We start from the raw sequence: 12,760 nt of genomic DNA, 5'->3' as shown, positions 1-12,760 counted from the left end.
CCGCGGAACCCTCCCAGGCCCGCTCGCGACCCCTTCGGCCGTGACCGCGCGTAACATAAGACGCGGGTCAGAGCTCCCCCGGCCGCCGCCGGGAGGTACCCCTCGGAGCACCGATGAACCGCCGCCGCACCACCCCGCACGAGAGCACCGAAGAGGCGCTGCGTTCCCTGGGGCGGCTGACCGCTCAGATCCTCGAGCGGATCAAGCTGCAGCAGGCGCGGGTGGAGCTGGCCGTGGCCCTCCAGCGCCAGATGCTGCCCGCCCGACTGCCGGCGCTCCCCGGCCTGCGGGCCGCGGCCCGCTACACGCCCTCGCGGGACGGGCTGGACGTCGGCGGCGACTGGTACGACGCCTTCCCGCTGCCCGGCACCGCCTCGATCGGCTTCGCCATCGGCGACGTCCAGGGCCATGACGTGGAGGCGGCGGCCTTCATGGGCCAGGTCCGCATGGGGCTGCGCGCCGTCGCCACCGCCACCTGCGACCCGGGCGAGGTGCTGTGCGGGGTCAACGAGCTGCTCATCTCGATGGGCAGCGATCTGTTCACCACCTGCTCCTTCGTCCGCTTCGACCCGGTCGCGGCCGAGCTGGCCTGCTCCCGCGCGGGCCACGTCCCGGCGATACGGGCCTCGGCCGACTGCCCGGCCGAGGTCGTCTGGGACCCCGGGGGCCTGCCGCTGGGGATCCAAAGCGGCGAGACCTATCCGGTGACCCGGCGGCTGCTGACGCGGGCGGGAGCGTTCGTCCTGATCACGGACGGGGTGGTGGAAGGGCCGTCCTACCCGATCGACGAGGGGCTGGCGGAGGTGACGCGGCTGGTCGGCGCGGGCTATGACACGGACGCGGAGGAGCTGGCCGCGCGGGTGAGCAAGGTCGCCGACCGGACCGGCCACTGCGACGACGCGGCCGTGCTCGTGCTCCGCCACGACGGCGTACGGCCCTGAGCGCCGCACCCCGAAACCGCCGCACCCCGAACCGCCGCACCCCGAACCGCCGTACCCCGCAGCCGCCGTACCCCGAAACCGCCGCACCCGTCCGGCAACACCGGACCAGGGGCATCGCAATACCAGCACCAACGCCATACCCGCAATGCCCGCCATGGCCGACTTGACCGCCATGCCCGTCAAGGCCACCATCATCCCCGTGATCCCCCCGCCCTCCGCGCCGCCCGCGCTCCCGGTGCCCTCGCCGCACCCCGCGCCCCGGTTCCTCCGTGCGGCGGACGCCGCGCCGCGGCTCTGCGTGTCACCCGCACCGAGCTGCGACGACGTTGTCTGATGGCCGCTGTGGCAGGCGATGACTGGATCCGGCGATACGGTGCCACGGGCCTGCGGATCGTCGCCGTCACGGCGGCCTACTACGCCGGGGCCCGGATCGGGCTGCTACAGGAGCTGGTGCGCGGACAGGTCACCCCGCTCTGGCCGCCCACCGGCATCGCCCTGGCCTGTCTGCTCCTCCTCGGCCTGCGCACCTGGCCTGGCATCGCGCTGGGCGCCCTCTTGGTCAACGCGCCGATCGGCCCGACGGTCCCCGCGGTCGCCGCGATCGTGGCGGGCAACACCCTGTCCCCGGTGTACTCGTACCTGCTGCTGCGGCGCATGGGGTTCCATACGGAGCTGAACCGGCTGCGGGACGCGCTGTCGCTGGTGTTTCTCGGCGCGCTGGCCGGCATGCTGATCAGCTCCACGGTGGGCACCGGTGTGCTCGTTCTCCAGGGGGCGCTCCCGACCGACGCCTTCTGGCCGACCTGGTCGGTGTGGTGGACGGGGGACGCGATGGGCGTCCTGGTGGTCACACCGCTGCTCCTGGTGGTGCGCAGGGCCCGGCTGCCGCGCGGCGTCCACCCCTACCGATGGGTCGAGGCGGGGCTGCTGCTCCTGGGCACCGCGGCCATCACGCTGGTCGCCACACGCTCCGTCGGCAGCCTGCTCTTCCTGGTCTTCCCCTTCCTGATCTGGGCGGCGCTGCGCTTCCAGCTGGCGGGGGCCGCGCCGTGCTCGCTCATCGTGTCGGTCCTCGCGATCCAGGCGACGGCGGAGGGGGTCGGCCCGTTCGCGGGGCATACGCTGCTGGCGCAGATGGTCACCCTCCAGGCGTTCAACGGCTCCACCGCACTGACCGCGCTGCTGCTGTCGGCGATCATCACGGAGCGGAACCGCACCCGCCAGCAGATCGAGCTGGTCTGCACCCAGCTCGCCGAGGTGGTGGTCCGGCTGGCGCCGGGCGAGGCGCTACGGCAGTGGCCGCCGCGCCGGGGCGAGCAGCCGCCGAACGAGCGCTAGCTGCGCGCCTGGCTCAGGTCGCGATGCCGGACCGCGCTGCTGCCGTTCATGTTGTATTCCTGGGCGAGGCCGGTCTGGTGGAGATTTTGCATCTGCTCGCCGGTGACCGTGACACCCCCGATGTCGAAGGACGTGTTGTCGTCCCAGTTGAACCGGTCCCAGACGTTCACCTGATAGTCGAGGGACACCTTGGGCTTGCCGTGCGCGTCCGGCTCCACCGTCACCACGCCCGAATGGTTGACCATTCCGTGCCCGACGGCCAGATACCAGTCACGGTCGCTGTGCTTGTATCCCTCGGCCTTCGTCTCCACCGGAATGGACACCGGCCGGCCGCCCGACTTCTCGAACTCCTTCAGGGCCTCTTTCCGCCACTCGTCCTCGTGCTTGGTGAGGTTTTCCGTGGCGGCCTTGCGGAACCCGTCGGGGTCCTCGTCCCACATCCGGTTGATGTCCAGATCCAGCGGCTTTCCGGACCCTGCGAGGTAGTGGGCCAACTCCCGGGCCCCCTCGTCGTAGCCCACCAGGTCACCGCCCTCCACCATGGCCCCCGCCTCGAGCTGGAACAAATAGTCCTTGATGCCGGGATCGCGCGAGTGAAACTTCCCGGATCCCACATCCGCCGGCTTCCACTTGTACTGCGGGGACATGACCCCGGCCGCCATCAGACCGTCCTTGTTCTCCTGCCACACCCGGGCGCGGAGTTCCGGGCTGAGGCCGTCCCAGATCCCGCGCAGCTCGGCGCGCTGCTTGGCGTTCGCGTCCTTGCCCAGCGAGGCGATCTCCGTGGCCCGGTCGGCCCGGACCTCGGCCAGCGAGTGGTACTGGGAGTGGCCCGCGTCATAGGCGTCCCCGCCGTGGCTCTTGGCCAGCGCGGACTTCACGACGCCGTCGATCTCGGCGGCCCGGGCGAGCTTCCGGTTGACGTGGTTGGCGTACTCCTGCTGGGTGTCCAGCTGCGCTTGTGTCCGCGTCCCGTCGTCCCCTGGCGTATGGGGGTAGAAGAAACGCACGGTGCCGTCGAAGTTGTCGGAGAGCCTGAGCCCGTCGTCCTGCGCCTGTGCGACGGTCGACTTGACGCTGGACTGGATCTCGGTCAGCTGGGAATGCGCGTCGTCGAGGACGCTCCAGATGCTGCTGGCTTCCTTGTGCAGGTCCGCGAACTCTTTCGCGGTCTTGCCGACGAATTCACGCGTGACGGTGGCGTTGAGCCCGGCCCACCGCGCGCCGTCCGACTTCTTCAGCAGGCCCGAACGCGCATCGCTCATCAGCCTCTTCAAACCGTCGACGGCGCATTTCCAGTCCGTGACCGCGGTGCCGAGCTTCCCCAGATCGACGCCGACGAGATCCGCGTAGGTGAGAGCCCCCATTGTCTTCCCCCGCAGCTTTCCGTCACTTCACGAGCTTGGATATCTCGGAAACGCTCACGGCCGAGCCGTCCCGGTTCCGCAGGGATGCCGCGATCAGCACGTCGTCATCCGCGTGCCGCTTCTTCGAGTAGTCCAGGTGGTTGGAGATATGGGCGCACATCTGAAGCACGGTCTTCACCTGGGAACTCCAGACGGAGACCGTCGTGCTCAGCGCCTCGCCCATGGCGAAGTTGTGGTCGCTCAGCGCCTTGGCCGCCTGCATGGACGACCCCACGCCCTCCTTGTTCGCCCCCGCCCCGGCGATGTCGGCCACCTTCTGCAGCCCCCCGTGCAGGACGAAGGCCTCATGTCCCACGGCGCCCAGGTCATCCTGGTGCACGACCAGATCGGGGGCCCCGCTCTTCGTGTCCGCGCCGCCCCCGCCGCCCCCGCCGTCCGCGGCAGACTGGTTGAGCCGCGTATGGGCGCTCTGCCGCCCGGCCGCGTCCGCCTTGAGCTGAGACCACTCGCTGTCGAATGACATTTCCCCGTTACCTCCCCTAGAGGACACCCGCGCCCCGGAGCCGCGGCCGTCCCTCCCCTGGCCGCACCGCACCAAATCGCAGATCAAAACGCATGGTAGCCGAAGCGGATGACATCTCTCCGGCTGCTGCCCGGCAGGCGTCGCGGCCGGGACCTGGGCCTGGGCCGGGGGCCGCGGGCCCGGGCCGGGTCCTAGACCTTCGGCCCCGGACTGTCGTAAACGCCATCCGGCCCTGGCTGTCGGTAGTCGTAGTGCGTCACCGAACTGCTGCCGCGCATGTTGAAGTCCTCCGCCAGCCCCGCCTCCTGCAGCTTGGCCATGTCCGGGTCGGAGACGTCCATCGGCCAGTTGTTCTTGCTCTCGTTCCAGCTGTACCGGTCCCAGACGTTCACCTGGTAGTCCAGGTAATAGTCGGGCTTCCCGTATTCGTTGAGCTTCGCCGTCATCACGCCGGATACGATGAACTTTGCGCTGCCGACGGCCTCGTACCAGCCGGGGTCGGCGTGCATATAGTTTTGGCCCTTGGTTTCCACCGGAATGGTGACGGTCGACGCCCCCGACTCCTCCAGCTCCTTACGCGCCTGTTCCGCCCACTTCTCCTGATGGTCGACGATGGCCCACTCGATATCTTCGTACATGGGGTCGTCGTCGCGCAGCATGCTGTCGACGTCCAGATCAAGGGGGGTTCCCGTGTTCGAGAGGTAGTGCTCCAGATTCCGGCCCGCGTGGCTCAGGCCGTTGATTTTGTCCATCGCCACTTTGCTTTTCGCCTCGAACAAGTTCCAGCGGTCACCCGCCCCCGGGTCTCTCACCGCCCACGCCGGGTCACCCTTGTCCGCGGGCAAGCCGGAATCCACGCCGTCCAGCAGCTTCTTCGCTGAGACCGCCCATCGCGCTTCCCCCGTCACTCCACCAGCTCGGCCACCGCAGACTAGTCGAGCTGGATGATCTTCCTCCGGTTCCGTGGACGAGGAAGAACGGGACATTACCGAGTGAAACCGCTCCGGCGACCGGCATATGCGCAGGCAAAAGTGCGGCGCCGGATATTCGCTGAACTTCTCCTGAACTCATCGGGCCGGAATGTCACCAGGAGTTCAGCGGCCGGCCCGTCGCACCCGCGGCAAGACGGAGCCCGGATCCCGCAACCCCGACCGAGCCGGGGACGTCCCTCTGGATGCCCCCCACCCACAACGTCGCGCTCGCACCTCGGCAGGAACCCGTAAAGGAACCCGTACATGCCCACGACGGCCGCCCGCTACCTCTATCTGACCCGCCACGGCGAGGCCACACCCGACGAGACCGGGCTGACGGCCAACGGCCGCCGCCAGGCCGTACTGCTCGGTGAGCGGCTGCGCGACCACCCCGTCTCCGCCATCCACCACAGCCCGCTCCCCCGCGCCGCCCAGACCGCCCGCCTGATCGCCGAGCAGCTCACCCAGCTCCCCGAAGTCCCCCTCCACCCGTCCGAACCGGCCGGAGACTACCTCCCGTACGTGCCCGACCGACGCGAACTCCCCGCGGACGCCGCCGATTCCCTCCTCGCCTTCATCGACCGGTTCCCCCCGGAAGAGCGCGACCGCGGCCCGGCCCTCGCCCGCCAGGCCCTGGCCCTCTTCACCGGCCCGGTGCCCGGCGACGAGCCCCGCCACGAGCTGCTCGTCACCCACAACTTCCTCATCGGCTGGCTCGTCCGCGCCGCACAAGACGCCCCCGGCTGGCGCTGGCTCGGCCTCAACCACGCCAACGCGGCCCTAACGGTCATCCGCTACGCCCCCGGCCGCCTCTCCTCCGTCCTCTTCTACAACGACATGTCCCACCTGCCCGCCGACCTGCGCTGGACCGGCTTCCCGCCCGAGCTGCGGGGGTGAGACGGCCGGTGGTCAGCCCTCGGTGGGGCCCGAGACCGCGATGAGGACCGGCTGGGTCGCTCCCGCCGCCCGGAGCGCGTCGATGACGATCTCGGTGGCCCAGACGGCCGTGTCCAGGGACCAGGAGCGCGCGCCGCAGCGCAGAGCCAGCACCTGCCGCATCCCCTCCGTCTGGACCTCCCCCGCGACCGGCGGCGCCAGCCCCTCCTGGGTGTCCGGGCCCGGCGGTACGGCCTCGACCGTGAGGCGGCCGAAGGCCCGCTCCAGCGCCAGGGCCCGTACGTCATGGCGCCGCACGGCCGATGCCGCCGCCTCCCTCGCCGAGACCGTCACCGTGAACTCCACGGCCGCGTCCGGGTCGTCCAGGGCGAACCAGTCCGCCGCCTGGGCCAGATGGACCAGGCTGTCCGGGGCGAGGTGGAGCGGCGCCAGCGTGTGCAGACCGGTCAGGCGGAAGGTGCCCATGCGGCGCAGGGCGTCACCGAGGACCGTCGCCGCCGGCAGGACCGGCAGCCGCTGCCCGCGCACGTTCTCGGCGGCGATCTGGAGCCAGGCGATCTGACGTATCCGGCCGTCCTCCGTCCAGTCCTCGCCCGCGTCGTTGTGTCCCCACCGCGCGCCCTCGAGGTCACCGACGCCCGTGGTGGTCCACCCGTACGCCTCGGACTGTTTCACCGCGAGGCTGAAGACGTCCTCGTCGAGGTCCTGTTCGGCGCGGAGCCGATCGATCCAGGGGTGCTTGTGGAAGACGCCGTGCAGCCCCACGATGACGGTCGGGTAAAACCGTTCGATGTCGCTCACCGCTCTGCCGCTCCGCGGACTTCCGCGACCGCGTCGATCTCGACGAGCACGCCCTCACGCACGAGTTGCGTCACCACCGTGGTCCTGGCGGGCAGCGGCGAACGGTCCGCGAAGAACTCCCGGTACACCTGATTGAACGCCGGAAAGTCGTTCCGGTGGCTCAGATAGCACGTGCACTTGATGATGCGGTCCTTACCGCTGCCCGCCGCCTCGAACACCGCGACGAGGTTGTGCAGCACCTGCCGCACCTGGGCGGCGAAGTCGGCCGGTATCTCGTTCGTGGCGGGGTCGAGTGGCCCCTGGCCGGAGGTGAAGACCAGGCCACCGGCCACGATGGCCTGGGACAGGGGCGGCTCGGTACCGTCGGAGAAGCGCACGAACGGGGCTTGGTCTGTATGGATGCCTTTGATCATTCGGGCATTCTCCATGACCACCAGCAGACGGTCAGGTGTCGAACTCCCGGTCGCGGGTCTCAGGCAGGGCCAGCAGGCACAGCAGGCTCACCAGACAGAGCCCGCCGGTGTAGAAGCCGAGCACGAGCGGCGACTCCCACTGGCTGTTCAGCCAGCTGGCGATGGACGGGGCGAAGCCGCCGCCGAGGGTGTTGGCGAGGATGAAGGCCGCGGAGGCGCCGGTGTAGCGCAGCCGGGCGGGGAACAGTTCGGGGAGAAAGGCCGCCACCGGGGAGAACATCAGCGCGAGCAGCAGGAGTCCGACCGTGTAGGCGCCGGTGATCACCACGGCGTCGCGCGAGTTCAGGGAGGCGTACATGGGCACGGCCCACAGAACGCACCCGACGGCTCCGGTCAGCATCACCGGGCGGCGGCCGATCCGGTCGGCCAGCCTGGCGGCCGGGAGGGTGATGGCGATGCCGGCCGCCGCGCCGATGCTCGCGGCGGTCAGCATCGTGTTCTGGGGGATGTGGAGCTCCTTCGGCCCGTACGAGAGGCTGTAGACGATCGTCAGGTAGTAGACGGCCGAGCCGCCGATCGCCGCGCCGATGCCGAGGAGCAGCGGACCGGGATACCGGGCGAGAAGCACACCGAGCGGAAAGCGGGACCCCGGCGCCGGTGCCGGTGCTGTCGCCGGTGCCGTACGGTGCGCCGCGGAGCTGAACACGGGTGACTCGGCAACCGTCGTACGCACCCACAGGCCGATCACCACCAGAACGCCGCTGAGCAGGAACGGGATCCGCCACGCGCCGCTCGTGAAGCCGTCGTGGCCCGCGAGGGAGCGGGTGGGCAGGATGACGGCGCTGGAGAGCAGGAAGCCGAGCGAGGGCCCGGCCTGGGGGATGGACGCGTACAGCGCGCGGCGCCCGGGCGGCGCGTGCTCCGCGGCCAGCAGCACCGCCCCGCCCCACTCGCCGCCCATGCTCACGCCTTGCAGCAGACGGAGCGTCACCAGCAGGACGGGGGCGAGGAGTCCCGCGCTGTCGTAGGTGGGCAGCAGTCCGACGCCCACCGTCGCCACACCCATGAGCATGAGGGAGGCGACCAGGGCCCGTCGGCGGCCCAGCCGGTCACCGATCGTCCCGAACAGGACGACGCCGAGAGGGCGGGTCAGGAAGGCCGCGGCGAAGGTGAGGAACGCGGCCATGGAGGAGGCGGCGGGGTTGTCGGAGGGGAAGAAGGCGGGCCCGAGGACGAGCGCGGAGGCGGTGCCGTACACGGCGAAGTCGTAGTACTCGATCGTGGTGCCGATCAGGCTCGCGGCGGCGATCCGCGGCGCGCCGCCCTTCGCGTCCGGCGGTGGCGCGGTGGCCGGTCTGGGGCCAATGGCCTTGGGCGCGGTGCGGTATGGGGAATCGGGCATGGCGGGTTCACTTCCGGTATGCCCGGAGCCGAACGGTCCGGGGCCACAGGGGGACGGCCTCGCATGCAACACGAATCGGAGCGCCTGTCACTCTAAGCCCGGAAATTCGATTTCGACAAGGAAGCCGCCTCGCCCGCTTTAACCGGGCGTGATCGCGGGGCGCCGGAGAAGAATAAGCGCCTCTTTACACATCTCAACAGCCATAAAGCATCCGATGCGGCAACGGGTGGGACAGATCTCCACATTGGACACAGAGCACACCATGCCGCACCACGGCGCCACCGCCCTCCGCACTGCATAACCACCCGGCGCGATCGACGCCCAGCGCCCCAACCAGCCAGCCAGCGCCTTATAGTTATGCGAAGCACTGTGTAAAAATTTCCAAGCGGTCACACCTTGCCAACAGGCGATCACACGGTGAATGCTGAGGCCGGGCCGGAACTTGAAAGTTTCATGACCGCTCTTTTTCAGACATGGATCCCAACGGGATGCCGCAGTTCCACTTTTCCAGGATTTTCACTAGAAGCCGCTGCCAGACCTTGCCATGCGGCCTCCGGGCTTGGAAGGCGCATTACCCATGCTGAGAACTGGCAAGTTATTTCGACTAAGACGTTTGTCGTTGGCGGGGGACAACAAACACCTGCTCGTGCCACTCGACCACAGCGTGTCGGACGGCCCGATCGTCCCGGGCGGCCAGTGGGACGATCTGGTGCGAGCGCTGGTGGCGGGCGGGGCCGACGGGATCATCGTCCACAAGGGACGTGCCCGCGCCTTCGCGCCGGACGTCCTCAAGAACTGCGCACTGGTGGTGCACCTGAGCGCCAGCACCGCCTGCTCCGCCGATGTCAACGCGAAGGTGCTGGTCGGGGATGTCGAGGAGGCCTTGCGGCTCGGCGCGGACGCGGTCAGCGTCCATGTGAACATCGGCTCGGACACCGAGGCCCAGCAGCTCGCCGATCTGGGGGCGGTGGCCCGCTCCTGCGACGCGTGGGCCATGCCGCTGATCGCGATGGTCTACCCGCGGGGCCCCCGGATCGAGAACCCGCACGACCCCGGTCTCCTCGCGCATCTGGTCAACGTCGCCGCGGACCTGGGTGCCGACATGGTGAAGACCTCGGTCGCCCTGCCACTCGACCGGATGGCCGAGGTGGTGGCCCACAGCCCCATCCCCGTCCTGGCGGCCGGAGGCCCGCCGGACGGCTCCGACCTCATCGAGTACGGCACGGCCGTCATGGCCGCCGGCTGTCGAGGGCTGGCCATCGGCCGCCGGGTCTTCTCGGCCCCCTCCCCCGCCTCGCTGGTGTCCCGGCTCTCCGAGGTCGTCCACGGCGGCAGCGGCGACGGCGCACAGCGGGCGACGCGCCCCGACGGAATGACCGATGACATGGCTCAGTACCCGACGATCGTGGCAGGTATCGCATGAGGTTCGCATGGATCGATCTCCGTGAAGTCCCCCGGCCACAGCTCCAGGCGGTGGTGGACGCGGCCATCCACACCCGGATGGCCGGGGTGGTGGCCACCGATGCCGAGCTGCTCGGGACGCTGCCCCCGACCATCACCCGGGTGCTGATCCCCGGCGGTCCGGCCACGGCCGCGGCCACCTCCAAGAAGCCCGGCGAGAAGGAGCGCCCGAAAGAGGGCCCGAAAGAGGATCCGAAGAAGCCGAAGTCCGCGGCCGGCGCCGAGCCCCCGGCCGGCGCCGGAATCGACGTTCTGCTGCGGAAGTTCACCACCCAGGGCGAACTGGACGCGTTCGCCGCGGACAACCGAGCCGCGGGTGGCCCGCCCGCCGCCGGCTTCATCGACGTACGGGACGACCGCACCCTGCGGCTGTCGTGCGCGGGCGCCATGGCGCTGCCGTACACCGTCATCCACTTCGCCGACCCGACCAAGATCCCGCTGGAGATCGTGCTCGCCGCGGCCGAGTCCGCCGAAGGCAAACTGGTGACCGTCGTCGCCGACCTGGAAGAGGCGGCCATCGTCTTCGACGTGCTGGAGCGCGGCTCGGACGGCATCCTGTACGCGCCCCGCGGCGCCGACGAGGTGTTCGCGCTGGCACGGCTGCTTGAGGCCACCACGCCCCAGCTGACGCTGGGCACGCTGACCGTGGAGAGCATCCGGCACGTCGGGCTCGGCGACCGGGTCTGCGTGGACACCTGCTCGCACTTCGAGGAGGACGAGGGAATCCTCGTCGGCTCGTACTCCTCCGGGTTCATCCTGTGCTGTAGCGAGACCCACCCGCTGCCGTACATGCCGACCCGGCCGTTCCGGGTCAACGCCGGTGCCCTGCACTCGTACACGCTCGGGCCCGACAACCGCACCAGCTACCTGAGCGAGGTGGGCTCCGGCAGCGCCCTGCTGGCGGTCGGCGCCGACGGCCGCACCCGGCGGGTCGTGGTCGGCCGCGCCAAGCTGGAGTCCCGGCCGCTGCTGGAGATCCGCGCCCACGCCGAGGACGGGCAGGCGGTCAGCCTGACCGTGCAGGACGACTGGCACGTACGGGTGCTCGGCCCGGGCGGGAAGGTCCTCAACGTCACCGACCTGCAGACCGGTGACGAGCTGCTCGGCTATCTGGCCACGGACCAGCGCCATGTGGGTCTGCCGATCGGCGAGTTCTGCAAGGAGACCTGATGACCGACGAGCGAGAGGGCTTATCCGGCGACCCGGCGGACAGCGGAATGGGCCCCGTGGTCCAGAGGCTGTTCGACGGCCGGGACGACGCCCTGCCCTATCTGACGCACAAACAGGTCACCGTCAGCCGGGGGGCGTTGCGCGAGCAGGTGGCCAGGCAGGCCGAGGTGTTCGCCGGATACGGCATCGGCCCGGGCAGCACCGTGGGCCTGCGGACCCCGCCCAGCTTCACCCAGGCCGAGGTGCTGCTCACGCTGTGGCGGCTCGGCGCCCAGGTGATGCTCTTCGACTTCCGGCTCAAACCGGCCGAGGTGGAAGCGCTCTGCGCCTCCTGCCGGCCGCAGTTCATGGTCCGGGCCGGTTCCAACGTCCAGGGGACGTTCGGCTTCCGGCCCGAGTACGAGATCGTCACCGAGTACCGCGCGGCCGGCCGGCCGGCCGCCACCGCGCATCGGCTGGTCCAGTTCAGCTCGGGCTCCACCGGGCGGCCGAAGGTGATCGGCCGGACCGCGCGGTCGCTCGCCGCCGAGGTGGAGCGGTTCGCCGCGATCCCCGGCATGCCGGGCGAGGGCGACCGGGTGCTGCTGCTCAGTTCGACGGCGCACAGCTTCGGCCTGATCGGCGGGCTGCTGCACTCGCTGGCGGCCGGCGTCTCCGTGGTCTTCGCGCCCCGGGTCTCGGCCCGCGACATCCTGCGCACCGCGGTGGACCACCGGATCACCGCCCTGTTCGGGGTGCCGATGCACTACGAACTGCTCACCGCCGCCATCGATCCCCCCGACCTGCCCGAGCTGCGGGTCGCGGTGTCGGGCGGCGAGATGATGCCCCCGGAGGTCGCGGCGGGGTTCGCGCGGCGGTACGGCGTACCGGTCGGCGAGTCGTACGGGACCACGGAGAGCGGCGTGGTCGCGATGGACGTCAGCGGTGCGCTCCGGCCGTCGGTCGGCCGGACCGCACCGGGCGTGCTGGTGCGGGTGCGCGAGGGCGAACTGGACGTCGCGCTGGAGGAGTCGCCGTATCTCTTCGACTCGGGCGGCACACAGTACGCGGACGGCTGGCTGCGCACCCGGGACCGGGCCACGGTGGACGCCACCGGGGCGGTCCGGGTGCACGGCCGCGCCGACTCCCTCGTCGTGGTCGGCGGCCTCAAGGTGGATCTCACCGAGGTCGAGAACGTGCTCCGCCGGCACCCGGGGGTCGAAGGGGCGGTCCTGGTCCACGAGGGCGTGACCGAGGCGTATGTCGCGGTGACCGCCGGGGACGAGCGCCCGTCCGCCGAGGAACTGCTGCGCTGGTGCCGGGAGCGGCTGGCCGACTACAAGCTGCCGCGGGTGATCCGGCTGCTGGAGACCCTGCCTCGCACGGCCAACGGGAAGCTGGTGCGCCAGGCGGCCACGCTCCAGGCGGCCGCGACGGTCGGCGCTTAGCCCCTGCCCCGGCCCTGCCCCGGCCTGCCTCGCCCGGTCGGAGCCGTTC

Annotated in this window: 13 protein-coding genes; 7 read left to right on the top strand and 6 right to left on the bottom strand. The window is 70.4% G+C overall.

Annotation, left to right across the window (positions count from 1 at the left end; genetic code table 11):
• The first annotated feature begins 113 nt into the window (after nucleotides 1-113).
• From ACWY4P_RS37675 to ACWY4P_RS37665, 3 genes are all read left to right on the top strand, one after another.
• The gene (locus ACWY4P_RS37675) at nucleotides 114-941 is read left to right on the top strand and encodes a PP2C family protein-serine/threonine phosphatase (RefSeq protein ID WP_456205033.1); all 828 of its coding nucleotides are present in this window, start codon (nucleotides 114-116) and stop codon (nucleotides 939-941) included.
• 154 nt (nucleotides 942-1,095) lie between these two features.
• Entirely contained in the window at nucleotides 1,096-1,275 is a 180-nt protein-coding gene (locus ACWY4P_RS37670; RefSeq protein ID WP_456205032.1) for a hypothetical protein, read from the top strand.
• Nucleotides 1,275-2,279, top strand: a complete 1,005-nt coding sequence (locus ACWY4P_RS37665; RefSeq protein WP_456205031.1) for an MASE1 domain-containing protein — start codon at nucleotides 1,275-1,277, stop codon at nucleotides 2,277-2,279. The genes ACWY4P_RS37670 and ACWY4P_RS37665 overlap by 1 nt, the downstream gene beginning before the upstream one ends.
• Here the strand turns inward: ACWY4P_RS37665 and ACWY4P_RS37660 are convergent.
• From ACWY4P_RS37660 to ACWY4P_RS37650, 3 genes are all read right to left on the bottom strand, one after another.
• Entirely contained in the window at nucleotides 2,276-3,646 is a 1,371-nt protein-coding gene (locus ACWY4P_RS37660) for a hypothetical protein (RefSeq protein ID WP_456205030.1), read from the bottom strand. The genes ACWY4P_RS37665 and ACWY4P_RS37660 overlap by 4 nt on opposite strands.
• Before the next feature lie 22 nt (nucleotides 3,647-3,668).
• On the bottom strand, nucleotides 3,669-4,169 hold the full coding sequence (locus tag ACWY4P_RS37655; RefSeq protein WP_456205029.1) for a hypothetical protein: 501 nt from the start codon (nucleotides 4,167-4,169) through the stop codon (nucleotides 3,669-3,671).
• A 191-nt stretch (nucleotides 4,170-4,360) separates the two neighbouring features.
• The gene (locus tag ACWY4P_RS37650) at nucleotides 4,361-5,077 is read right to left on the bottom strand and encodes a hypothetical protein (RefSeq protein ID WP_456205028.1); all 717 of its coding nucleotides are present in this window, start codon (nucleotides 5,075-5,077) and stop codon (nucleotides 4,361-4,363) included.
• Between the two features lie 327 nt (nucleotides 5,078-5,404).
• Here ACWY4P_RS37650 and ACWY4P_RS37645 point away from each other — a divergent pair, with 327 nt between their 5' ends.
• On the top strand, nucleotides 5,405-6,037 hold the full coding sequence (locus ACWY4P_RS37645) for a histidine phosphatase family protein (RefSeq protein ID WP_456205027.1): 633 nt from the start codon (nucleotides 5,405-5,407) through the stop codon (nucleotides 6,035-6,037).
• A gap of 12 nt (nucleotides 6,038-6,049) precedes the next feature.
• On the opposite strand, the gene ACWY4P_RS37640 is transcribed toward ACWY4P_RS37645, so the two are convergent.
• From ACWY4P_RS37640 to ACWY4P_RS37630, 3 genes are read right to left on the bottom strand one after another with little or no spacing between them, the layout of a single operon-like run.
• Nucleotides 6,050-6,838, bottom strand: coding sequence for a hypothetical protein (locus ACWY4P_RS37640; protein WP_456205026.1), 789 nt, complete (start codon nucleotides 6,836-6,838; stop codon nucleotides 6,050-6,052).
• Nucleotides 6,835-7,266: a RidA family protein gene (locus ACWY4P_RS37635; RefSeq protein ID WP_456205025.1), complete on the bottom strand. Its 432-nt coding sequence runs from the start codon at nucleotides 7,264-7,266 to the stop codon at nucleotides 6,835-6,837. The genes ACWY4P_RS37640 and ACWY4P_RS37635 overlap by 4 nt, the downstream gene beginning before the upstream one ends.
• Nucleotides 7,267-7,282: 16 nt before the next feature.
• Nucleotides 7,283-8,653 (bottom strand): MFS transporter, encoded by a 1,371-nt coding sequence (locus ACWY4P_RS37630; protein ID WP_456205024.1) that lies wholly within the window; start codon nucleotides 8,651-8,653, stop codon nucleotides 7,283-7,285.
• Nucleotides 8,654-9,230: 577 nt separating this feature from the next.
• On the opposite strand from ACWY4P_RS37630, the gene ACWY4P_RS37625 reads away from it, so the two are divergent.
• The 3 genes from ACWY4P_RS37625 to ACWY4P_RS37615 are packed head-to-tail and all read left to right on the top strand — an operon-like array spanning nucleotide 9,231 to nucleotide 12,711.
• Complete coding sequence (locus tag ACWY4P_RS37625) at nucleotides 9,231-10,076, top strand: 2-amino-3,7-dideoxy-D-threo-hept-6-ulosonate synthase (RefSeq protein ID WP_456205023.1); 846 nt, start codon at nucleotides 9,231-9,233, stop codon at nucleotides 10,074-10,076.
• Nucleotides 10,073-11,284 carry a 3-dehydroquinate synthase II family protein gene (locus ACWY4P_RS37620; RefSeq protein ID WP_456205022.1) on the top strand — a complete coding sequence of 404 codons (1,212 nt, stop codon included), beginning with the start codon at nucleotides 10,073-10,075 and terminating at the stop codon, nucleotides 11,282-11,284. The genes ACWY4P_RS37625 and ACWY4P_RS37620 overlap by 4 nt, the downstream gene beginning before the upstream one ends.
• Nucleotides 11,284-12,711, top strand: a complete 1,428-nt coding sequence (locus ACWY4P_RS37615) for a class I adenylate-forming enzyme family protein (protein WP_456205021.1) — start codon at nucleotides 11,284-11,286, stop codon at nucleotides 12,709-12,711. The genes ACWY4P_RS37620 and ACWY4P_RS37615 overlap by 1 nt, the downstream gene beginning before the upstream one ends.
• Nucleotides 12,712-12,760: the final 49 nt, after the last annotated feature.

The organism is Streptomyces sp. LZ34, from assembly GCF_053890475.1.
The sequence above is the reverse complement of the archived record's forward strand: the minus strand, read 5'-3'. Positions and strand labels throughout refer to the sequence as shown.

What these genes read in the sequence shown, in the direction of transcription:
- ACWY4P_RS37675 (WP_456205033.1), top strand. Translation starts at nt 114, where the DNA reads ATGAACCGCCGCCGCACCACCCCGCACGAGAGCACCGAAGAGGCGCTG.
- ACWY4P_RS37670 (WP_456205032.1), top strand. Translation starts at nt 1,096, where the DNA reads ATGGCCGACTTGACCGCCATGCCCGTCAAGGCCACCATCATCCCCGTG.
- ACWY4P_RS37665 (WP_456205031.1), top strand. Translation starts at nt 1,275, where the DNA reads ATGGCCGCTGTGGCAGGCGATGACTGGATCCGGCGATACGGTGCCACG.
- ACWY4P_RS37660 (WP_456205030.1), bottom strand. Translation starts at nt 3,646, where the DNA reads ATGGGGGCTCTCACCTACGCGGATCTCGTCGGCGTCGATCTGGGGAAG.
- ACWY4P_RS37655 (WP_456205029.1), bottom strand. Translation starts at nt 4,169, where the DNA reads ATGTCATTCGACAGCGAGTGGTCTCAGCTCAAGGCGGACGCGGCCGGG.
- ACWY4P_RS37645 (WP_456205027.1), top strand. Translation starts at nt 5,405, where the DNA reads ATGCCCACGACGGCCGCCCGCTACCTCTATCTGACCCGCCACGGCGAG.
- ACWY4P_RS37635 (WP_456205025.1), bottom strand. Translation starts at nt 7,266, where the DNA reads ATGGAGAATGCCCGAATGATCAAAGGCATCCATACAGACCAAGCCCCG.
- ACWY4P_RS37630 (WP_456205024.1), bottom strand. Translation starts at nt 8,653, where the DNA reads ATGCCCGATTCCCCATACCGCACCGCGCCCAAGGCCATTGGCCCCAGA.
- ACWY4P_RS37625 (WP_456205023.1), top strand. Translation starts at nt 9,231, where the DNA reads ATGCTGAGAACTGGCAAGTTATTTCGACTAAGACGTTTGTCGTTGGCG.
- ACWY4P_RS37620 (WP_456205022.1), top strand. Translation starts at nt 10,073, where the DNA reads ATGAGGTTCGCATGGATCGATCTCCGTGAAGTCCCCCGGCCACAGCTC.
- ACWY4P_RS37615 (WP_456205021.1), top strand. Translation starts at nt 11,284, where the DNA reads ATGACCGACGAGCGAGAGGGCTTATCCGGCGACCCGGCGGACAGCGGA.